Raw genomic sequence first — 20,934 nt, 5'->3', positions numbered from 1 at the left:
AAATCCGGCGGAATGATTTACACTCCGTTCTCTTTGCCGCGGCGCGCCCCGGCGTAGAGCACCATGGAACGTATTAAGCGGGATCGTACACAAATGAGCAGATCACTTTCCATCGCCCTGGCCCAGCTGAACCTGCTGGTCGGCGACATTGAAGGCAACACCGAACGCATGTTGCAAATCGTGCAGGAGCAGCAGAAGGCGGGAGCCGATCTGGTCATGTTCAGCGAACTGGCGCTGTCCGGCTACCCGCCGGAAGATCTGCTGTATCGCAATGACTTCTATCAGCGCTGCGACGCGCAGCTGCTGCGCCTGCAGCAAGCCTCCGCCGAGACGGCGATCCTGGTCGGCCACCCGTGGCGCGAAGGTGACAAGTTGTATAACGCGCTGTCGCTGTTTGCCGAAGGCCGCCTGCTGACCCGCTACTTCAAGCAGCAGCTGCCGAACTACGGCGTGTTCGATGAGAAGCGCTATTTCCACGCCGGCAACGACACCTGCGTGGTGGAGCTGAAAGGCTACCGTCTGGGTCTGCTGATTTGCGAAGATCTGTGGTTCCCTGAGCCGATCGACGCCGCCAAGGCGGCCGGCGCGGAAATTATCCTGTCGATCAACGCCTCGCCGTATAACCGCGAAAAGCCGTATATCCGCAAAACGCTGATGGCCGGCCACTGCCAGCGCACCCAGCTGCCGCTGGTGTACCTCAATCAGGTCGGCGGCCAGGATGAGCTGATCTTCGACGGCTGCTCCAAGGTATTTGACGCCGCCGGCACCATGACTCACCGTCTGGCGGCCTTCGACGAGCAGGTGACTCGTCTGGAATTCAACGAGCTGGCCGTGGTGCCGATGGCCGATCCGGCCGCTGAGCTGCCGCAGCTGGCGCAGGTATACCAGGCGCTGGTGTTGGCGGTGCGCGACTACGTGACCAAAAACGGCTTTAAAGGCGCGGTGCTGGGCCTGTCCGGCGGCATCGACTCGGCGCTGACGCTGGCGATCGCCGTGGATGCGCTGGGCAAAGACAAGGTGCAGGCGCTGATGATGCCGTTCCGCTATACCGCGGATATCAGCATCGCCGACGCCAAGGAAGAGGCGGAAATCCTCGGCGTGGAGTTCGATATCGTCTCCATCGAACCGATGTTCGACGCCTTTATGGGCCAGCTGTCGCCGATGTTCGCCGGCACCGAGCGCGACACCACCGAAGAAAACCTGCAGGCGCGTTGCCGCGGGGTGGTGCTGATGGCGCTGTCCAACAAACGCCGCAGCATCGTGCTGACCACCGGCAACAAGAGCGAAATGGCGGTGGGTTACGCCACGCTGTACGGCGATATGGCCGGCGGTTTCGACGTGCTGAAGGACGTGCCGAAAACGCTGGTGTTCAAGCTGTCCGAATACCGTAACACCGTATCCTACGTGATCCCGCAGCGGGTGATCGATCGTCCGCCGTCCGCCGAGCTGGCGCCGGATCAGGTCGATCAGGACAGCCTGCCGCCGTACGATATCCTGGACGCGATCCTGGAAGGCTACGTTGAACGCGACAAGTCGGTTGCCGATCTGGTGGCTGAAGGGTTCGACGAAGCGATCGTGCGCAAGGTGATCCGCCTGGTGGACATCAACGAATACAAGCGGCGTCAGGCCGCCGTCGGGCCGCGTATCACTGCCCGTAACTTCGGCAAAGACCGCCGCTATCCCATCACATCCGGTTTTGGCCGCAAAAATTGGTAAAAGGAAAGAAGATGAAAAAGATCGACGCGATTATCAAGCCGTTCAAACTGGATGACGTCCGCGAAGCGCTGGCCGAAGTGGGCATCACCGGTATGACGGTCACCGAAGTGAAAGGCTTCGGCCGCCAGAAGGGCCACACCGAGCTGTATCGCGGTGCCGAGTACATGGTCGACTTTCTGCCTAAGGTGAAGATCGAGATCGTGGTTGCCGACGACATCGTCGACACCTGCGTGGAAACCATCATGCAGACCGCGCAGACCGGCAAGATCGGCGACGGCAAAATCTTCGTCTTCGACGTGGCGCGCGTGGTGCGTATCCGTACCGGCGAGCAGGACGAAGAAGCGATCTGATCCTCCGCAGGGTCATCGGCCATCCAGGGCGCAGCGTGCTGCGCCCTTGTCATTTCTGCTCCCCGCGCATCATGCTTCTTCGCCTCGCCGTTTCCCTCTTTTTGCCCGTCGGCATTCTAAAAAAGCGAACGCTATCGCGTTTTTGATACTTTTTCCGATCGCTTTTCTCGCGGGATCTACAATCAATCTAACTATCTTGATTGAGGTGATCCCCAATGAATTTCAAGTTGCGGCTAGGCGGCAAGGGCGTGCATCCCCAGGAGCTTACTCAAGTAAGTGACTGGGGTAAGCGCACGCAGACAACAACGCAGCGGCTTGAAAGGCGATGGGGATGATGACGTTACGCCAAATCCGCCACTTTATCGCGGTGGCGGAAACCGGGTCGATCTCCGCCGGCGCCCAGGCGGTGTTTGTCTCCCAGTCTTCGCTGACGCTGGCGATCCAGCAGTTGGAAACCGAGATCGGCGTGCGGCTGTTCGATCGCCATGCCAAGGGCATGACGCTGACCCATCAGGGGCATCAGTTCCTGCGCCAGTCGTATCTGATCCTGGCGACGGTGGACAACGCCAAGCGCAGCCTGCAGATCGGCACCGAAAGCCTGACCGGCAAGCTGACCGTCGGCGTCACCAGCCTGGTGGCCGGCTACTTCCTGGTGGAGCTGCTCACGCGCTTTAAATCGGCCTATCCCAACGTCACCGTGCAGGTGGTTGAAGACGAGCGCCCGTATATCGAGCATCTGCTGGTCAGCGGCGAGATCGACATCGGCGTGCTGATCCTGTCGAACATCGAAGACCGCGACGCGCTGCAGACCGAGGTGCTGATGCACTCGCCGTATCGCCTGTGGCTGCCGCCGCTGCACCCGCTGTTGGAGCACGAGAGCATCAGCCTGGCGGACGTGGCCAAACAGCCGCTGATCCAGCTCAACGCCGATGAAATGGACGTGCATGCGCGGCGCATCTGGTCGCGCGCCGGGCTGAAGCCGGAGATCGCCATGAAGACCGCCTCTACCGAGGCGGTGCGCAGCCTGGTGGCGGCGGGGATGGGGGTCTCCATCCAGCCGGACATGGCGTACCGCGCCTGGTCGCTCGAGGGCAACATGATCGAAGCGCGCAAGCTGGACGATCTGCTGGAGCCGCTGGATATTGGGCTGGCGTGGCGGCGCGGCAGCGCGCGGCCGGAGCTGGTGACGCCGTTCCTTACCATCGCGCGCGAGAACGGCAGCAAACACGCCGCCGGGCTTAAGCATTCGATTTAATCGAACGCGGCGTTCAGTATTTAGAATTTGTTGCCCGCCAGAGGCTCGCTTAGGCTGATTAAAACTAACTTATTCACATTTGGTTAACGTTTTTGTCACTTAGGGGCGTCAGGCGATGGCAGATGTGCAGGTTCTCTCAGGTTTGTCCTGTCAGCAGTTCATTAACGGTCAGTTGGTCGACGGCGAAGGCCAGCAGGAGTGCATCGTCAATCCGGCCAACGGCGAGACGCTGATCGCCCTGACCGAAGCCTCTTCGGCGCAGGTCGGCGGCGCGGTGAAAGCCGCGCAGCAGGCGTTCGGCCACTGGTCGCGCACCACGCCGGCCCAGCGCGCCGCTCTGTTGCTGCGCATCGCCGACGCCATCGAGCGGCAGGCGCCGCAGCTGGCGCAGCTGGAAGCCCTCAACTGCGGTAAACCGTTGCATCAGGCGCTCAATGACGATCTGCCGGCGGCGGTCGACGTGTTCCGCTTTTTCGCCGGCGCGGTGCGCACGCAGCAAGGGCAGCTGGCCGGCGAGTATGTGCCGGGCCACACCTCGATGATCCGCCGCGATCCGATCGGCGTGGTGGCCTCGATCGCCCCCTGGAACTATCCGCTGATGATGGCGGCGTGGAAGATTGCGCCGGCGTTGGCGGCGGGCAATACCGTGGTGTTTAAACCCTCCGAGCATACGCCGCTGACCATTCTGGCGCTGGTGCCGGCGCTGCAGGAGATCCTGCCGCCGGGCGTGCTGAATATCGTCTACGGCGGCGGGGAAGGGGTCGGCAGCCAGCTGGTGGGGCACCCGCAGGTGCGGCTGGTGTCGGTCACCGGCGATATCGTCACCGGGCAAAAAATTCTTCAGGCGGCAGCCAAAAGCGTCAAGCGTACCCACCTGGAACTGGGGGGCAAGGCACCGGTGATCGTCTGCGACGACGCCGATCTCGACGAGGTGGTCAACGGCATCCGCACCTACGGCTATTACAACGCCGGCCAGGACTGCACCGCCGCCTGCCGCATCTACGCGCAGGCGGGCATCTATCCCAAGCTGGTGGACGCGCTGGGCGAGGCGGTTGCCAGCCTGCGCTTTGCCCGCAAGCGCGATCAGGACAACGAGATCGGCCCGTTGATAAGTAGCCGCCAGCGCGATCGCGTCGCCAGCTTCGTCGAGCGAGCGCTCAGCCAACCGCATATCGAATTGATCACCGGCGCCGCGGCCCACTCCGGGCCGGGGTTCTACTACCAGCCGACCCTGCTGGCGGGCTGCCTGCAAAGCGACGAAATCGTGCAGCGCGAGGTATTTGGCCCGGTGGTCAGCATCACGCGCTTCGAACACCTGGAGCAGGCGGTCGAGTGGGCCAACGACTCGGAATACGGGCTGGCTTCGTCGGTGTGGACGCAAAATATCGATCGGGCGCTGCACATCGCCGCCCATCTGCAGTACGGCAGCACCTGGATCAACACCCATTTCACCTTGGCGAGCGAGATGCCGCACGGCGGCCTGAAACGCTCCGGGTACGGCAAGGATCTGTCCAGCGATTCACTGCAGGATTACAGCGTTGTCAGGCACGTAATGGCGAAGTTCAAAGCCAGCTTCTAGCGGTTCTATAAAGCAAAATCAGGCGGCAGCCGTTCCCTGCCGCACACAGATACGCAACACAGGGGTAATTACGATGAGAAAAACTACCGCAGTCACCACCACCGTCTCCGCGCTCTGTCTCACCGTGCTGTGCGGCCTGGCTCAGGCGGCCGATCTGCCGCAGTCGCTGGGCAAAGGCGAAGGCCGGCTGGATATCATCGCCTGGCCCGGCTACATCGAACGCGGCCAGTCCGACAAAAACTACGACTGGGTCACCCAGTTTGAAAAGCAAACCGGCTGCGCGGTGAACGTGAAGACCGCCGCCACCTCCGATGAAATGGTCAGCCTGATGGCCAAGGGCGGCTACGATCTGGTGACCGCCTCCGGCGACGCCTCGCTGCGCCTGATCTTCGGCAAGCGGGTGCAGCCGATCAACACCGCGCTGATCCCGAACTGGAAGAACATCGATCCGCGCCTGCTGAACGGCGCCTGGTACACCGTGGACGGCAAAACCTACGGCACGCCGTACCAGTGGGGGCCGAACCTGCTGATGTACAACACCAAAACCTTCCCGACGCCGCCGGACAGCTGGGCGGTGATCTTCCAGCAGCAGAACCTGCCGGACGGCAAAAGCAACCAGGGCCGGGTGCAGGCTTACGACGGCCCGATCTACATCGCCGACGCGGCGCTGTTCCTGAAGGCCACCCAGCCGCAGCTCGGCATCAGCGATCCTTATCAGCTCAACGAAGAGCAGTATCAGGCGGCGCTGAAGCTGCTGCGCAGCCAGCACGCGCTGATCCACCGCTACTGGCACGACACCTCGGTGCAGATGAGCGACTTTAAAAACGAAGGCGTGGTGGCCTCCAGCGCCTGGCCGTATCAGGCCAACGCCCTGAAGGGCGAGGGGCAGCCGATCGCCACCGTGTTCCCGAAAGAGGGCGTGACCGGCTGGGCGGACACCACCATGCTGCATGCCGACGCCAAGCACCCGAGCTGCGCCTACCAGTGGATGAACTGGTCGCTGGAGCCGAAGGTGCAGGGCGACGTGGCGGCCTGGTTCGGATCGGTGCCGGCTTCACCGGCGGGCTGCAAGGCCAGCGCGCTGCTGGGTGAGAAGGGCTGCGAAACCAACGGATTCAACCAGTTCGACAAAATCGCCTTCTGGAAAACGCCGCAGGCGCAGGGCGGCAAGTTCGTGCCGTACAGCCGCTGGACCCAGGATTACATCGCCATCATGGGCGGCCGCTAAGCCGCGGGGCGCAGCCCGCTGCGCCCGAATTACATCAGTATGGAGCACAGAAAATGACCATTGCCGTGCAATTCATCGATGTTTCGCGGACTTTCGGCGATGTTCGCGCCGTGGATCGGGTATCCATCGACATTCAGGACGGGGAATTCTTCTCCATGCTCGGGCCGTCCGGCTCGGGCAAAACCACCTGCCTGCGCCTGATCGCCGGCTTTGAACAGCTCACTTCCGGCTCGATTCGCATTCACGGCCAGGAAGCCGCCAACCTGCCGCCGTATCAGCGCGACGTGAACACCGTGTTTCAGGATTACGCGCTGTTCCCGCATATGTCGGTGCTGGAAAATGTCGCCTACGGCCTGATGGTGAAGGGCGTCGCCAAACGCGAGCGGCTGGCGCGGGCGCAAGAGGCGCTGGAGAGCGTGGCGCTCGGTTTCGTTGCCGAACGCAAGCCTGCGCACCTGTCGGGCGGCCAGCGGCAGCGCGTGGCGTTGGCGCGCGCGCTGGTCAATCGGCCGCGGGTGCTGCTGCTGGACGAACCGCTCGGCGCGCTGGATCTCAAGCTGCGCGAGCAGATGCAGGGCGAGCTGAAGAAGCTGCAGCGCCAGCTGGGCATCACCTTTATCTTCGTCACCCACGATCAAAGCGAAGCGCTGTCGATGTCCGATCGGGTGGCGGTGTTCAATAACGGCCGCATCGAACAGGTGGATACGCCGCGCGAGCTTTACATGCGGCCGAAGACGCCGTTCGTCGCAGAGTTCGTCGGCACCTCCAATGTGGTGCGCAGCGAGCTGGCGCAGCGCCTGCTCGGCGAAAGCCGGACCTTCTCGATCCGGCCGGAACATATCCGCCTGCTGGAGCACGGCGGCGCGGCGCAGGACGAGATCCAAGTGCAGGGCACGCTGCAGGAAATCCATTACCAGGGTGCGGCCACGCGGTATGAAATCGCGCTGAACGGCGGCGAAAAGCTGCTGGTCAGCCAGGCCAATCCGCAGTGGATCGCCGAAGGGCAACAGCGGCAGATCGGCCAGCCGATCGTCGCCTGCTGGCCGCGCGCGGCGATGGTACCGCTGCTGGAGGAGAGGTGAGATGGACATGAGCATCGATTCCCCCTCGGCGCGCGGCGGTACCGTGCGCGCGCTGTCGACCTGGCTTTATCGCCGGCCGACGCTGTATCTGCTTTTGCTGCTGGTGCCGCCGCTGCTGTGGTTCGGCGCGGTGTACCTCGGTTCACTGCTGACGCTGCTGTGGCAAGGGTTTTACACCTTCGACGATTTCACCATGGCGGTGACGCCGGATCTGACCTTCGCCAACCTGGCGGCGCTGTTCAACCCGGCCAACTACGACATCATCCTGCGCACGCTGACCATGGCGGTGCTGGTGTCGCTGGCCAGCGCGGCGCTGGCGTTCCCAATCGCCTATTACATGGCGCGTTACACCAGCGGCCGCGTCAAGGCGTTCTTTTACATCGCGGTGATGATGCCGATGTGGGCCAGCTATATCGTTAAAGCCTATGCCTGGACCCTGCTGCTGGCGAAAGACGGCGTGGCGCAGTGGTTCCTGCAGCACCTGGGGCTGGAGCCGCTGTTGGCTTCGCTGCTGACGGTGCCCGGCGTCGGCGGCAACACGCTGTCGACCTCGGGGCTGGGGCGTTTTCTGGTGTTCGTCTATATCTGGCTGCCGTTCATGATCCTGCCGATCCAGGCAGCGCTGGAGCGCCTGCCGCCCTCGCTGCTGCACGCCTCGGCGGATCTGGGCGCGCGGCCGGCGCAGACCTTCCGCCACGTCATTTTGCCGCTGGCGGTACCGGGCATCGCCGCCGGATCGATCTTCACCTTCTCGCTGACGCTGGGCGACTTTATTGTGCCGCAGCTGGTGGGGCCGCCGGGCTATTTCATCGGCAGCATGGTGTACGCCCAGCAGGGTGCGATCGGCAATATGCCGATGGCCGCGGCCTTTACGCTGGTGCCGATCGTCCTGATCGCCATTTACCTTTCCATCGTCAAACGTCTGGGGGCTTTCGATGCACTCTGAACGCGCGCCCTTAGGGCTGAAGCTGGCCGCCTGGGGCGGACTGATCTTCCTGCATTTCCCGTTGGCGATCATCGCCATCTACGCCTTCAACACCGAGGATGCCGCTTTCAGCTTCCCGCCGAAGGGCTTCACGCTGCACTGGTTCAACGTTGCCGCCGGGCGGCAGGACATCATCGATGCGGTGCTGCTGTCGGCGCAGATCGCCTGCCTGGCGACCGCCATCGCGCTGGTGCTCGGTACGCTGGCGGCGGCGGCGCTGTATCGGCGCGATTTCTTCGGCAAGGACAGCATTTCGCTGCTGTTGCTGCTGCCGATCGCGCTGCCGGGGATCGTCACCGGTCTGGCGCTGCTGGCGGCGTTCAAGGCGCTGAACATCGAGCCGGGTATCCTGACTATCGTCGTCGGCCATGCGACGTTTTGCGTGGTGATCGTGTTCAACAACGTCATCGCCCGGTTCCGCCGCACCTCGTACAGCCTGATCGAAGCGTCGATGGATCTCGGCGCCGACGGCTGGCAAACCTTCCGTTACGTGATCTTGCCAAACCTCGGCTCGGCGCTGCTGGCCGGGGGCATGCTGGCGTTCGCGCTGTCGTTCGATGAAATCATCGTGACCACCTTTACCGCCGGCCACGAGCGCACGCTGCCGCTGTGGCTGCTGAACCAGCTCGGTCGCCCGCGCGACGTGCCGATCACCAACGTGGTGGCGCTGTCGGTAATGCTGTTGACCATGCTGCCGATCCTCGGCGCTTACTACCTGACCAAAGGTGGGGAAAGCGTCGCCGGCAGCGGCAAATAATTTCCTTACCCGACCTCTGATAAAAGGATAACCCTATGCAAAGCCAACTGTTGATTGACGGCCACCTGGTGAATGGCCAGGGCGCGACCCAGCCGGTGTATAACCCGGCGACCGGCGAAGTGATTGCGCAGGTGGCGGAGGCCAGCCCGGAGCAGGTCGATCGCGCGGTGCTGGCGGCGGACGCCGCGTTCGCCGCCTGGGGGCAAACCACGCCGAAGGCGCGCGCCGAGCATCTGCTCAAGCTGGCGGATCTGATCGACGAGCATGCCGAGACTTTCGCCAGGCTGGAGTCGCTCAACTGTGGCAAACCTTATCACTGCGTGTTGAACGACGAGCTGCCGGCGGTGGCCGACGTGTTTCGCTTCTTCGCCGGGGCCAGCCGCTGCCTGACCGGCATGGCGGCCGGCGAGTATCTGGCCGGGCATACCTCGATGATCCGCCGCGATCCGCTCGGCGTGGTGGCCTCGATCGCGCCGTGGAACTACCCGCTGATGATGGCGGCCTGGAAACTGGCGCCGGCGTTGGCGGCGGGCAACTGCGTGGTGATCAAGCCGTCGGAGCAGACGCCGCTGACCACTTTCAAACTGGCCGAACTGGCCGCCGGGCTGTTCCCGCCGGGCGTGCTCAACGTGCTGTTCGGCCGCGGCGCAAGCGTCGGCGATCGGCTAACCGGGCATGACAAGGTGCGCATGGTGTCGCTGACCGGCTCGATCGCCACCGGCGAGCACATCATCGCCCACACCGCCGCCGGCATTAAGCGCACCCATATGGAGCTGGGCGGTAAGGCGCCGGTGCTGGTGTTTGACGACGCCGATCTGCAGCAGGTGGTGGACGGCATTCGCGGCTTCGGTTTCTACAACGCCGGGCAGGATTGCACCGCCGCTTGCCGCATCTACGCGCAGAAAAGCATTTATCCCGAGCTGGTGAAGCGGCTGGGCGAGGCGGTGGCCAGCCTGAAGATCGGTGCGCCGGACGACGAGAGCACCGAGCTGGGGCCATTGATTACCGCCCAGCATCTGGAGCGGGTCGCCGGTTTTGTCGAGCGCGCCAAAGCGTTGCCGCACGTGCAGGTGGTGACCGGCGGCGAGAAGGTGAAAGGACCGGGTTACTACTTCCAGCCGACGCTGCTGGCCGGCGCGCGCCAGGAGGATGAGATCGTGCAGCGCGAGGTGTTCGGCCCGGTGGTGACGGTGACGCCGTTCGACGACGAAGAGCAGGTGCTGGCCTGGGCGAACGAATCCAACTACGGGCTGGCGTCGTCCGTGTGGACCCGCGACGTGGGCCGCGCGCATCGCTTAAGCGCCCGCCTGCAATACGGCTGCACCTGGGTGAACACCCACTTCATGTTGGTGAGTGAAATGCCGCACGGTGGCCAGAAACTGTCCGGCTACGGCAAGGACATGTCGATGTACGGGTTGGAGGATTACACCGCCATTCGTCATGTGATGTTCAAACATTGATTTTACAATAATTATCCGCACAATAGCGCGGCCTTCGGGCCGGCCCCGGCCGGCCGATGATAATAAAAATTGAAAGGAAGCCTATATGGGTATCACCAGACGCGATTTTCTCAACGGGGTGGCGATCACCATCGCCGCCGGGTTGACGCCGCTGCAAATCTTGCGCGCGTCGCCGCAAACCGCCAATCAAACCCTGTACTACCCGCCGGCGCTGACCGGGCTGCGGGGTAACCATCCGGGCTCGTTCGAGCATGCGCACCAGCTGGGGCGCGACGGTAAAACCTTTGATTTCGGCAGCGTACCCGCCGTTGAAGAGTTCGATCTGGTGGTGGTGGGCGCCGGCATCAGCGGGCTGGCGGCCGCCTGCTTCTGGCAGCAGTTGAAAGGCGAGCAGCAGCGCATTTTGCTGATCGACAACCATGACGACTTCGGCGGCCACGCCAAGCGCAACGAATTCAACACCGACGACGGCATGCTGCTCGGCTACGGCGGCAGCGAATCGCTGCAGTCGCCGCGCTCCAACTTCAGCCCGGTGGCGATGGGGCTGCTGCGCAAGCTCGGCGTCGATATCGACCAACTGGAGCAGGCGTTTGACACCACTTTCTACCCGGATCTGAACCTGAGCCGCGGGGTTTACTTCGATCGCAAGAACTTCGGCGTCGACAAGGTGGTGAGCGGCGATCCGGGCCGCACGGTGGCGGACGACATTCCGCGCGATCGCCTCAACGGCCGCTCTTATGAAGCGTTCATCGGTGATTTCCCGCTGCCGGAAAGCGATCGCCAGGCGCTGATCGCACTGCATACGGTGGAGAAAGATTATCTGCCGGAGATGACGCTGGAGCAGAAGGTCGAGTGGCTCGATACCCACAGCTACACCCAGTTCCTGCGTGAAAAAGTGGGCCTGAGCGAGCTGGCGATCCGTTATTTCCAGCAGACCACCAACGACTTCCAGGCGGTGGGCATCGACGGCACGTCGTGCAGCGATGCGCGCATCTGCGATCTGCCGGGCCTCGGCGGCATGAATTTGCCGCCGCTGGACGAAGAGTCGCAGGCGGATCTCGACGATCCTTACGTGTTCCACTTCCCGGACGGCAACGCCACGCTGACGCGCCTGATGGTGCGCAAGCTGATCCCGGCGGTGGCGCCGGCCGGCAAAGACATGAACGACGTGGTGCTGGCCAAATTTGACTACAGCCAGCTCGATCGGCCGGAGTCGCCGGTGAAGCTGCGTTTGAACAGCACCGGGCTGCACGCGGCCAACGTCGGCGACAAGGTGGAAGTCACCTACATGACCGGCGAGAAGATGACCAAGGTGCGCGCCGGGCAGGTGGTGATGGCCGGCTATAACATGATGATCCCGTACCTGGTGCCGGAGATGTCACACGAGCAGCAGGAGGCGCTCAAGCAGAACGTCAAGGCGCCGTTGGTGTACAGCAAAGTGGTGATCCGCAACTGGCAACCGTTCATCAAGCTGGGCGTGCACGAAATTTATTCGCCGGCCGCGCCGTACAGCCGCGTGAAGCTGGACTACCCGGTGAGCATGGGCGGGTATCAGCACCCGCGCGATCCGGATCGGCCAATCGGCCTGCATATGGTCTACGTGCCGACGCTGCCGGGCAGCGGCCTCAGCCCGCGCGAGCAGTCGCGCAAAGGGCGCGCGCTGCTGCTGGGCACGCCGTTCGAGGTGCATGAGCAGATGATCCGCGAACAGCTGCAGGGCATGCTGGGCGAGGCCGGTTTCGACCATCAGCGCGATATTCAGGCGATCACCGTCAACCGCTGGTCGCACGGTTATTCCTACTTCCTCAACGGGCTGTTTGACGATGAAGAAGAAGCCAAGAAAATCATCGAAACGGCGCGGCAGCCGATCGGCAAGATCGTTATCGCCAACTCCGATTCTGACTGGAGCCCGTACGCCAACTCGGCGATCGATCAGGCGTGGCGCGCGGTGAACGAACTGGCCTACGGCAAGGTTGCCGCCAAGGAGGGAGCATGAGTCTGCGTTCGCTGTACCTGTTGAGCCTGCTGGCGGCCGGCGGCTCGGCCCAGGCGATGTCGGCCGGGGAATATGTCGCCAAGGCCGGCGACTGCACCGCCTGCCACACCGCGCCGGGCGGCGCTGAACTGGCGGGAGGCATGAAGTTCCCGACGCCGCTCGGGGCTATCTACGCCACCAACATCACGCCGGACAAGCTGCACGGCATCGGTGCCTATTCGTTCGAAGAGTTCGATCGCGCCATGCGCCAGGGGGTGGCCAAAGACGGTCACCGGCTTTACCCGGCGATGCCGTATACCTCGTACGCTAAAATGAGCGCGGAAGACATGCGCGCCCTGTATGACTACCTGATGAATGAGGTGCCGGCGCAGAACGTCGCCAACCGGGACAGCGGCATCAGCTGGCCGCTGTCGATGCGTTGGCCGCTGGCGGTGTGGAACCAGTTGTTCCACGACGACCAGCCGTATCAGGCAGATCCGCAGCAAAGCGCCGAGTGGAACCGCGGCGCCTACCTGGTACAGGGCGCGGGCCATTGCGGCAGCTGCCACACGCCGCGCGGCTGGGCGATGCAAGAGAAGGGGCTGGACGGTAAGGAACCGGTGTTCCTGAGCGGCGCCGAGCTGGACGGCTGGTACGCCTCCAATCTGCGCGGTCTGCCGCCGGAAGAGGTGACGGCGCTGCTGAAAACCGGCCGCAGCCGCCATGCGGCGGTCGCCGGGCCGATGAGCGAGGTGGTGACCCACAGCACGCAGTATCTCAGCGACGGCGATCTGAACGCCATCGCGGTGTACCTGCGCAGCCTGGCGCCGGAAACCGCCGCCAAAGCCGCTGCGCCTGCCGTGCAGGCGAATAATCCGGGCGGCAAGGCGACCTACGCGATGTACTGCTCGACCTGCCACGGCAACAAGGGCGAGGGCACCGATTTTGTCATTCCGGCGCTGGCGGGCAATGCCACGGTAACGGCGGACAATCCGCTGACCGCGCTGCGGGTAGTGCTGGAAGGGGCGCATACCCCGGCCACGCAGCAGGCGATGGCGTTCGATATGCCGGCTTACGGCTGGGCGTTGAACGATCGGCAGGCGGCGGATCTGATGAGCTATCTGCGGGGAAGCTGGGGCAACCAGGCGGCGCCGGTGACGGTGCAGCAGGTGCAGGACGCGCGCCAGCTGCAGGCGAAATGAGGGGGGAGCGCGGTCTGACGGCCGCGCTCCGCAAGCATTACAGCACCTTATGCGGGCCGAAACATTCGTAGTGGATGCGTTCGGCCTCTACGCCCATCTCCAGCAGTTGTTTGCCCACGAACTGCATGAAGGCCACCGGGCCGCAGAAGTAATAGTGCATCTGCGGATCGGCCAGGCTGCCTTGCAGCGCGCTCAAATCCATCAATCCGCGGCTGTGGTAGTCGCGGCCTTCCACGTCATCGGCAGCCGGCTCGCGGTACCACACATGGCGGCTCAGATTCGGCATACGCCCGGCAATATCCGCTACCTCATCGGCAAAGGCGTGCACGCTGCCGTTTTCCGCCGCGTGCAGCCAGTGGACCTGCGCCTGATGCTGGTTGTCGTGCAGGGTGTTGAGCATGCCGAGCATCGGGGTTTGGCCGACGCCGGCGGAGATCAGCGCCACCGGCGTGGTCGGCGCCACGTCGAGGAAGAAGTCGCCGTGCGGCGGGGCGATGTAGATCACGTCGCCTTCCTGCGCCTGCTGGTGCAGGTAGTTGGACACTTTCCCCTGATCTTCGCGCTTCACCGCGATGCGGTAGAACTCGCCGTTCGGCGAGGTGGTCAGCGAGTACTGGCGAATTTCCTGATGCTCCAGGCTGTCGTGCTTGATGTAGACCGCCAGGTATTGCCCCGGTTTGAAGTCCGCCACCCGGCCGCCGTCCACCGGCGCCAGCACGAAGCTGCAGATCACGTCGCTCTGCGGCTGTTTCTTCAGGATGCGGAACGCGCGCAGATCGCGCCAGCCGCCGTTGTCGGTTTCGCTCTGCTGATAAATCTGCTCTTCACGCTGGATAAATACGTTGGCCAGCACGCCGTAGGCTTTGCCCCAGGCGTCCAGGACTTCCTGACCCGGGCTGAACATTTCGTCCAGCGTCGCCAGCAGGTGACCGCCGACGATGTTGTACTGCTCCGGCTGGATATTGAAGCTGGTGTGCTTCTGCGCAATGCGCTCCACCGCCGGCAGCAGCGCCGCCAGGTTCTCGATGTTGGCGGCATAGGCGCAGATGGCGTCGAACAGCGCCTGACGCTGATCGCCGTTGCGCTGGTTGCTCATGTTGAAAATGTCTTTCAATTCCGGGTTGTGCGCGAACATGCGATCGTAAAAGTGGGCGGTCAGCTTCGGCCCGGTCGCAGCCAGCAGGGGAAGGGTAGATTTCACGGTGGCGATGGTTTGGCTATCCAGCATGGAAGCGCTCCTTGGGTTGGGATCTTGACGAGAATTCTAATGATGTATTTTAAATGCATCTTATTGGGTTCCGCGTCGCTTGTAAATACCCTTGTTTTCGTTGCGGTGTTCTTCGGGCGTCGATCGCGCTCACAGAACATGAAAAAAGCGCATTGTTCGCATGAGGAAATGTCCGTTGATAAACGGCGGCGTTTCGCGGATCAAAGCCTTGCGCCACCTTATGCCAATCGTTTGCGTAAAAACCTCTGTCAAGACCTATCTTCGGTGGGGTGAAACGGTTTACACTGTGGCCCAGAACCCAAACGGGTAGTTATTTGGTGATTTTTTAGTTAGCTGATTTAAGTCAGGAGATGCCGGATGTTAAAGCGTGAAATGAACATTGCCGATTACGATGCGGAACTGTGGCGTGCCATGGAGCAGGAAGTGGTGCGTCAGGAAGAGCACATCGAGCTGATCGCGTCTGAGAACTACACCAGCCCGCGCGTGATGCAGGCTCAGGGTTCCCAGCTGACCAACAAATACGCTGAAGGCTATCCGGGCAAGCGTTACTACGGCGGCTGCGAATACGTGGATATCGTTGAGCAGCTGGCTATCGATCGCGCCAAAGAATTGTTCGGCGCCGATTACGCCAACGTGCAGCCGCACTCCGGCTCCCAGGCTAACTTCGCCGTGTACACCGCGCTGCTGCAGCCGGGCGACACCATTCTGGGCATGAACCTGGCGCACGGCGGCCACCTGACCCACGGTTCCCCGGTCAACCTGTCCGGCAAACTGTATAACGTGGTGCCTTACGGCATCGACGACAAAGGCCAAATCGACTATGACGATCTGGCCAAGCAGGCGCAAACCCACAAGCCGAAAATGATCATCGGCGGCTTCTCCGCTTACTCCGGCGTGGTTGACTGGGCCAAAATGCGCGAAATCGCCGACAGCATCGGCGCTTACCTGTTCGTCGACATGGCGCACGTAGCGGGCCTGATCGCCGCCGGCGTGTACCCGAACCCGGTACCGCACGCGCACATCGTCACCACCACCACCCACAAAACCCTGGCGGGCCCGCGCGGCGGCCTGATCCTGGCGAAGGGCGGCGACGAAGAGCTGTACAAGAAGCTGAACTCCGCCGTGTTCCCTGGCGGCCAGGGCGGCCCGCTGATGCACGTGATCGCCGGCAAGGCGGTGGCGCTGAAAGAAGCGATGGAGCCTGAGTTCAAGGTTTACCAGCAGCAAGTGGCGGTCAACGCCAAGGCGATGGTGGACGTGTTCCTGCAGCGCGGCTACAAAGTGGTCTCCGGCGGCACCCATAACCACCTGTTCCTGCTGGATCTGGTCGACAAAAACCTGACCGGTAAAGAAGCGGACGCTGCCCTGGGCCGCGCCAACATCACCGTCAACAAAAACAGCGTGCCGAACGATCCGAAGAGCCCGTTCGTTACCTCCGGCGTGCGTATCGGCACCCCGGCCGTGACCCGTCGCGGCTTCAAAGAGGCCGACGTGCGCGAACTGGCCGGTTGGATCTGCGATGTGCTGGACAACATCAACGATGAAGCCACCATCGAACGCACCAAGAAGAAAGTGCTGGATATCTGCGCCCGCCTGCCGGTTTACGCATAATCCCGCTTTCGCCCAAAAAAACCCGCTGCGGCGGGTTTTTTTTATGCCCGCCAGCAGCAAACTGTGAACTGTCTGGCACTCTAACGCATTGAAGTGGAATGACGATTGCGGGGCAGTGTGAGCTCTGTCAAAGTATTGCCCTCACTCCGGAGGGATCATGGTTCTGCAATCAACGCGTTGGCTCGCTCTCAGTTATTTCACCTACTTCTTTTCCTATGGCATCTTCTTACCGTTCTGGGGCGTGTGGCTGAAAGGCGAGGGCATCGCGCCGGAAACCATCGGCATGTTGCTCGGTGCCGGCTTGGTGGCCCGCTTCCTCGGCAGTTTACTGATTGCACCCCGCGTTAAAGATCCCTCTCATTTAGTCTCCGCCCTGCGCCTGCTGGCGCTGCTGACCTTGGCCTTCGCGGTCGGCTTTTGCTTTGGCAACGGCTGGGGCTGGCTGATGCTGGTGATAGCGGGGTTCAACCTGTTCTTCTCGCCGCTGGTGCCGCTGACCGACGCGCTGGCCGGCACCTGGCAAAAGCAGATCCGCATGGACTACGGCCGGGTAAGGTTGTGGGGCTCGCTGGCGTTCGTCATCGGCTCGGCGCTGACCGGGCAGCTGGTGGCGGTGTGGGGCCATAACGCGATTCTCTACAGCCTGATCTTCAGCGTGTTGGCGATGCTGCTGGGCATGTTGCTGAAGCCGAGCGTCATGCCGCAGGGCGAAGCGCGCACGCACAGCGGAGCTGAGCGCTCGCTGTGGGCACTGCTGAAAGAAGGGCCGGTCTGGCGCTTCCTGCTGTGCGTCACGCTGCTGCAGGGGGCGCATGCCGGCTACTACAGCTTCGGTTCCATTTACTGGCAGGAAGCCGGCTATTCGGCCTCGACCATCGGTTATCTGTGGTCGCTCGGCGTGGTGGCGGAAGTTATTATCTTCGCCAGCAGCAACGTGCTGTTCCGCCGCTGGAATGCGCGCAACCTGCTGTTGCTCTCCGCCTGCTGTGGCGTGCTGCGCTGGAGCCTGATGGCCTACAGCACCGAGCTGGGCTGGCTGCTGCTGATCCAGATCCTGCACTGCGGCACCTTCACCGTCTGCCATCTGGCGGCGATGCGCTTTATCGCTGCGCGCCAGGGACAAGAGGTGATCCGGCTGCAGGCGGTGTATTCGGCGCTGGCGATGGGCGGTGGCATCGCCGTCATGACGGTCATTGCCGGGTTCCTGTTCGAACATTGGCAGGGTGGGGTATTCTGGGTGATGGCGGCGGTCGCGGTGCCGGCCTTGTTCATCCGGCCGCCGGCGGTCAGCGTCAGCCGCTGATTAAGGGGCTTCCAGCAGCGCGCGGATCGCCTGGCGCTGCCGGGTTTCCAGCGGCAGTTCGGTATAGATCAGCGGCGGGTGCGGATCGCTGTGCACCGCCGCATAAGGGGTGATCACCAGCATGACGCCCTGTGGCGCGCCGCCGCGCAGATAGTCGCTCAGCGGCAGATACTTGATGTTCAGCGGCAGCAGCGTGAGCTCGCGGATCTGGTATTCCACTTCTTCTTCCAACTGCGGGTTGTCCAGCGTCAGCAGCAGCACCTGTTTTTCCTGCAGCGCGTTGTCCTGCATCAGCCAGGCGCCGAAGCTGATGGCCACCAGGCCCGCCTCCTCGTTGGAAAAATGCACGCCGTATTCCTGCTCCAGCGGTTTCAGCGCTTCCTGCGTGGTGCGCATCAGCCGCGGGTATTTGCGCACCACTTCTTCCAGCAGCATATTGTCGATGCCGATGGCGAAACGGCAGCGCTCCAGCGCCGGCGCCAGGTGGGCGAACAGCTGGCTAACCAACTCCGCCTTGCTGCTGAAGGCCATGCCGGAAAGTTGCTGGAAGCGCTCGACCATGCTGTCGATGGCCGCCATCAGCCGCTGTTCCTGCGCGGAGTCGTTGCTGTGGTAGCTGTGATTTTTCAACATGGTAAACGTCAGCGCCAAAAAATCGCGCTCGTCTGCCTGCGGCGGCTGATTAAACAGCCGGTTGCAGGCCTGATGCAGCCAGGCGGCGGCCTGCTGCTCCGGTTTTTGCCGCAGCCAGTCACGCTGAACGGCGTCGAAACGCGGATGCTGCCGCAGGCGATTTTGCCAGGCGCAGTAGAGCAGATAATGCTGCAGGAATTGGCGGTCGCGTGCATCGAAGCGGCGGTTGAGCAGCGGCTCGCAGGCATCGATCGCCTCTGCCAGCGCAGACGCCGGGGCGGCATCGGCCGCCAGCGCGTGCCGCAGGCGCGGGGCGAAATCGCCTTCAACGAATTGCGGGCTGCAGCGCAGGGCCCGCCGCAGCCAATGAATCAGGCACAGGCGCTGGTCGAGCGCGCTGCCCCGCAGCAGGTAACCGCGATCGTGATCGACGGCGATCTCCAGGTGGTGGAAACGCTGGATTTCACTGGCCACCTCGGCTATATCTTGCCGGGTTATCGGGGGGGCAACGCCGTTGATTCGGCTCAGGGTCTCCAGCTGTAACTCGGGCTCCGGCGTGTACAGCATCAGCAGCAGATGGCAGCGCCGTTGTTGTCCGGAGAGCTCGGGCACGGGAGAGGTGTCCAGGCTCATTATCACCTTCCGGCATAAAAGGTTGCGATTATGCCTAAGCATAGCAAAAGGCTTTGTAATGGCAGGGTTACCGCGCGGCTTTTACTTCGGCTTACAACTTTCGTCACAAATATCGCCGGGAGAGGCGGGCCGTTCGGTATTTATTTGTGTTACGTTATAACAAATGCAGGTAAGACAGGATAATGATGAAGTTACGTCGTCTTTTGGCTGCCTTCGGCGCCGTGTTCAGCGCCGGTGCGATCGCGCATCCGCACAGCTTTATCGACATGAATACCACCTTCGTCGCCAAAGACCAGCGGCTGGTCGGCCTGAAAATGGTGTGGGTGATGGATGAAATCACCTCGGCGGATCTGCTCTACGATGCGAAAAACGCCAAGAGCGATTCGGAAGTGTGGAAAAAGCTGGCGGCGGAAGTGATGGCCAACGTGCTGGGGCAGCACTATTTCACCGATCTTTACCGCGACGGCAAGCCGGTGAAATACCTGAACTTGCCCAGCGAATATCACCTGTCGCGCCAGGGCAATCAGGCGGTGCTGGAGTTCGTGCTGCCGTTGGCCGAGCCACAGCCGCTGGCGGGCAAGCCGTTCGAACTTTCTACTTACGATCCGACTTATTTCGTGGATATGACCTATAAAGACCAAAATGCGCTGCATCTGCCGCCGGAGATGGCGCAGCTGTGTAGCTATAAGCTGATGACGCCGAAGCCGAATGCGTCGCTGCAGGCCTATGCGCTGTCGCTCGACAAGAACGACTCGCCCGGTGAAGACCTGGCGCTGGGGCAGCAGTTCGCCCAACGGGTGACGCTGCAATGTCGTTAAATTTCTCACCACCGACGACGAGCCGACGCCACTGGGCCTTCGGTCTGTGGCCGCTGCTGCCGTTCACGCTGGCGTTGGCGGCCGCCGCGCTGCTGGCGTGGCACTATTGGCCGCAGCTGCTGATGCAGAGCGTGGTATGGCAAAAAGCGCTGCACCAGCAGATGGCGGGGCTGTTGCAGCAGGTGAAGGCTGCGCCGCAGCAGGCCGGGCTGGCACTGATGCTGTTCAGCCTCGGCTATGGCGTCTTGCATGCGCTCGGCCCCGGCCACGGCAAAGTGGTGATCGCCACCTACCTGGCTACCCATCCGGCGCGGCTGAAAAGCAGTCTGAAGCTGACCTTCGCCGCCTCGCTGGTGCAGGGTGGGGTAGCGATCGCACTGGTCACGCTGATGCTGGTGGTATTGCAGCTCTCTTCGCGCCAGCTGCACCAAAGCAGCTTCTGGCTGGAGAAGGGCAGTTTTATTCTGGTGATGCTGCTTGGCGTGCTGCTGAGTTGGCGCGCGCTGAAACGCCTGTTTGCGGCGATCAAGGCGATGCGCCCGGCGCCGGCGCTGCGCATCAACAGCCTGGCGCCGCTGGCGGCGGATCATGTGCACAGCGCCCACTGCGGCTGCGGCCACCGGCATCTGCCGAGCGACAGCGAGCTGCAGGCGGGAAGCGACTGGCGCACTCAGGCCGCCATCGTACTGGCGATGGGCATGCGCCCCTGTTCGGGGGCGATTTTGGTGCTGCTGTTCTCCAAGGTGATCGGCGTGTTCGGCTGGGGAGTGATCTCCGCGCTGGCGATGGCGTTCGGCACCTCGTTGACCATCTCGATGCTGGCGCTGCTGGTGCATTACAGTCGCCGGCTGGCGGTGCGCCTCAGCCGTTCGCGTGCCCCCGCCGCCTGGAGCGCGGTGGCCTGGGGGGCGCTGGCGCTGGCCGGCGGCCTGATCCTGTTGGCTGCGGGGCTGTTGCTGTACGTCAGCGCGCAGCCGGAATTCGGCGGCGGCATCCGGCCCTTCTCCCGCTAACGGACATAAAAAAAGCGCTGCATCGGCAGTAATGCCGATCAGTTAAGGATCACTTGAACGATCCTGTCGCTGTGTAAGAATCCGTAATCTCTCTGAGATTACGGAT

Annotated in this window: 17 protein-coding genes; 15 read left to right on the top strand and 2 right to left on the bottom strand. The window is 62.7% G+C overall.

Features of this window, described 5'->3' with window-relative positions:
* Positions 1 to 93 precede the first annotated feature (93 nt).
* From AWX27_RS22135 to AWX27_RS22085, 11 genes are all read left to right on the top strand, one after another.
* Positions 94 to 1,716 carry an NAD+ synthase gene (locus AWX27_RS22135; protein ID WP_025303930.1) on the top strand — a complete coding sequence of 541 codons (1,623 nt, stop codon included), beginning with the start codon at positions 94 to 96 and terminating at the stop codon, positions 1,714 to 1,716.
* A gap of 11 nt (positions 1,717 to 1,727) precedes the next feature.
* A complete protein-coding gene (gene glnB, locus AWX27_RS22130) occupies positions 1,728 to 2,066 on the top strand; it encodes a nitrogen regulatory protein P-II (protein ID WP_004847623.1) in 339 nt (112 codons plus the stop codon).
* Between the two features lie 331 nt (positions 2,067 to 2,397).
* The gene (locus tag AWX27_RS22125) at positions 2,398 to 3,321 is read left to right on the top strand and encodes a LysR substrate-binding domain-containing protein (RefSeq protein WP_038874511.1); all 924 of its coding nucleotides are present in this window, start codon (positions 2,398 to 2,400) and stop codon (positions 3,319 to 3,321) included.
* Between the two features lie 115 nt (positions 3,322 to 3,436).
* Positions 3,437 to 4,900 (top strand): gamma-aminobutyraldehyde dehydrogenase, encoded by a 1,464-nt coding sequence (locus tag AWX27_RS22120; RefSeq protein WP_047730064.1) that lies wholly within the window; start codon positions 3,437 to 3,439, stop codon positions 4,898 to 4,900.
* A 73-nt stretch (positions 4,901 to 4,973) separates the two neighbouring features.
* Entirely contained in the window at positions 4,974 to 6,128 is a 1,155-nt protein-coding gene (gene ydcS, locus AWX27_RS22115) for a putative ABC transporter substrate-binding protein YdcS (RefSeq protein WP_033635611.1), read from the top strand.
* A 53-nt stretch (positions 6,129 to 6,181) separates the two neighbouring features.
* Positions 6,182 to 7,210: an ABC transporter ATP-binding protein gene (locus AWX27_RS22110; protein ID WP_033651579.1), complete on the top strand. Its 1,029-nt coding sequence runs from the start codon at positions 6,182 to 6,184 to the stop codon at positions 7,208 to 7,210.
* A 1-nt stretch (position 7,211) separates the two neighbouring features.
* Positions 7,212 to 8,156 carry an ABC transporter permease gene (locus AWX27_RS22105; RefSeq protein ID WP_033644105.1) on the top strand — a complete coding sequence of 315 codons (945 nt, stop codon included), beginning with the start codon at positions 7,212 to 7,214 and terminating at the stop codon, positions 8,154 to 8,156.
* The gene (locus tag AWX27_RS22100; protein ID WP_038874514.1) at positions 8,146 to 8,952 is read left to right on the top strand and encodes an ABC transporter permease; all 807 of its coding nucleotides are present in this window, start codon (positions 8,146 to 8,148) and stop codon (positions 8,950 to 8,952) included. The genes AWX27_RS22105 and AWX27_RS22100 overlap by 11 nt, the downstream gene beginning before the upstream one ends.
* Positions 8,953 to 8,987: 35 nt before the next feature.
* Positions 8,988 to 10,412, top strand: coding sequence for an aminobutyraldehyde dehydrogenase (gene patD, locus AWX27_RS22095; RefSeq protein ID WP_060425034.1), 1,425 nt, complete (start codon positions 8,988 to 8,990; stop codon positions 10,410 to 10,412).
* Positions 10,413 to 10,497: 85 nt separating this feature from the next.
* On the top strand, positions 10,498 to 12,408 hold the full coding sequence (locus tag AWX27_RS22090; protein ID WP_060425032.1) for an NAD(P)/FAD-dependent oxidoreductase: 1,911 nt from the start codon (positions 10,498 to 10,500) through the stop codon (positions 12,406 to 12,408).
* On the top strand, positions 12,405 to 13,589 hold the full coding sequence (locus AWX27_RS22085; RefSeq protein ID WP_060425030.1) for a c-type cytochrome: 1,185 nt from the start codon (positions 12,405 to 12,407) through the stop codon (positions 13,587 to 13,589). Before AWX27_RS22090 ends, AWX27_RS22085 begins: the two co-directional genes overlap by 4 nt.
* Positions 13,590 to 13,626: 37 nt before the next feature.
* On the opposite strand, the gene hmpA is transcribed toward AWX27_RS22085, so the two are convergent.
* Positions 13,627 to 14,817 carry an NO-inducible flavohemoprotein gene (gene hmpA, locus AWX27_RS22080; RefSeq protein WP_060425028.1) on the bottom strand — a complete coding sequence of 397 codons (1,191 nt, stop codon included), beginning with the start codon at positions 14,815 to 14,817 and terminating at the stop codon, positions 13,627 to 13,629.
* A 357-nt stretch (positions 14,818 to 15,174) separates the two neighbouring features.
* Between hmpA and glyA the strand changes: the two genes are divergently transcribed.
* Together glyA and AWX27_RS22070 are read left to right on the top strand one after the other, a co-directional pair.
* On the top strand, positions 15,175 to 16,428 hold the full coding sequence (gene glyA / locus AWX27_RS22075) for a serine hydroxymethyltransferase (RefSeq protein WP_025303922.1): 1,254 nt from the start codon (positions 15,175 to 15,177) through the stop codon (positions 16,426 to 16,428).
* Positions 16,429 to 16,585: 157 nt separating this feature from the next.
* Complete coding sequence (locus tag AWX27_RS22070; protein WP_038874523.1) at positions 16,586 to 17,731, top strand: 3-phenylpropionate MFS transporter; 1,146 nt, start codon at positions 16,586 to 16,588, stop codon at positions 17,729 to 17,731.
* Here AWX27_RS22070 and csiE read toward each other — a convergent pair whose 3' ends face one another.
* A complete protein-coding gene (csiE, locus tag AWX27_RS22065) occupies positions 17,732 to 18,997 on the bottom strand; it encodes a stationary phase inducible protein CsiE (RefSeq protein ID WP_060425026.1) in 1,266 nt (421 codons plus the stop codon).
* A 182-nt stretch (positions 18,998 to 19,179) separates the two neighbouring features.
* On the opposite strand from csiE, the gene AWX27_RS22060 reads away from it, so the two are divergent.
* Both AWX27_RS22060 and AWX27_RS22055 read left to right on the top strand, forming a co-directional pair.
* Positions 19,180 to 19,815, top strand: a complete 636-nt coding sequence (locus AWX27_RS22060) for a DUF1007 family protein (RefSeq protein WP_033651572.1) — start codon at positions 19,180 to 19,182, stop codon at positions 19,813 to 19,815.
* Positions 19,806 to 20,828, top strand: a complete 1,023-nt coding sequence (locus AWX27_RS22055; RefSeq protein WP_060425023.1) for a nickel/cobalt transporter — start codon at positions 19,806 to 19,808, stop codon at positions 20,826 to 20,828. The genes AWX27_RS22060 and AWX27_RS22055 overlap by 10 nt, the downstream gene beginning before the upstream one ends.
* Positions 20,829 to 20,934: the final 106 nt, after the last annotated feature.

It is taken from the genome of Serratia sp. 2880STDY5682894, from assembly GCF_001537385.1.
Classification (GTDB): Bacteria; Pseudomonadota; Gammaproteobacteria; order Enterobacterales; family Enterobacteriaceae; genus Serratia; species Serratia nevei.
Note: the sequence above shows the minus strand (reverse complement) of the source record. Positions and strands in the feature narration are given on the sequence as shown.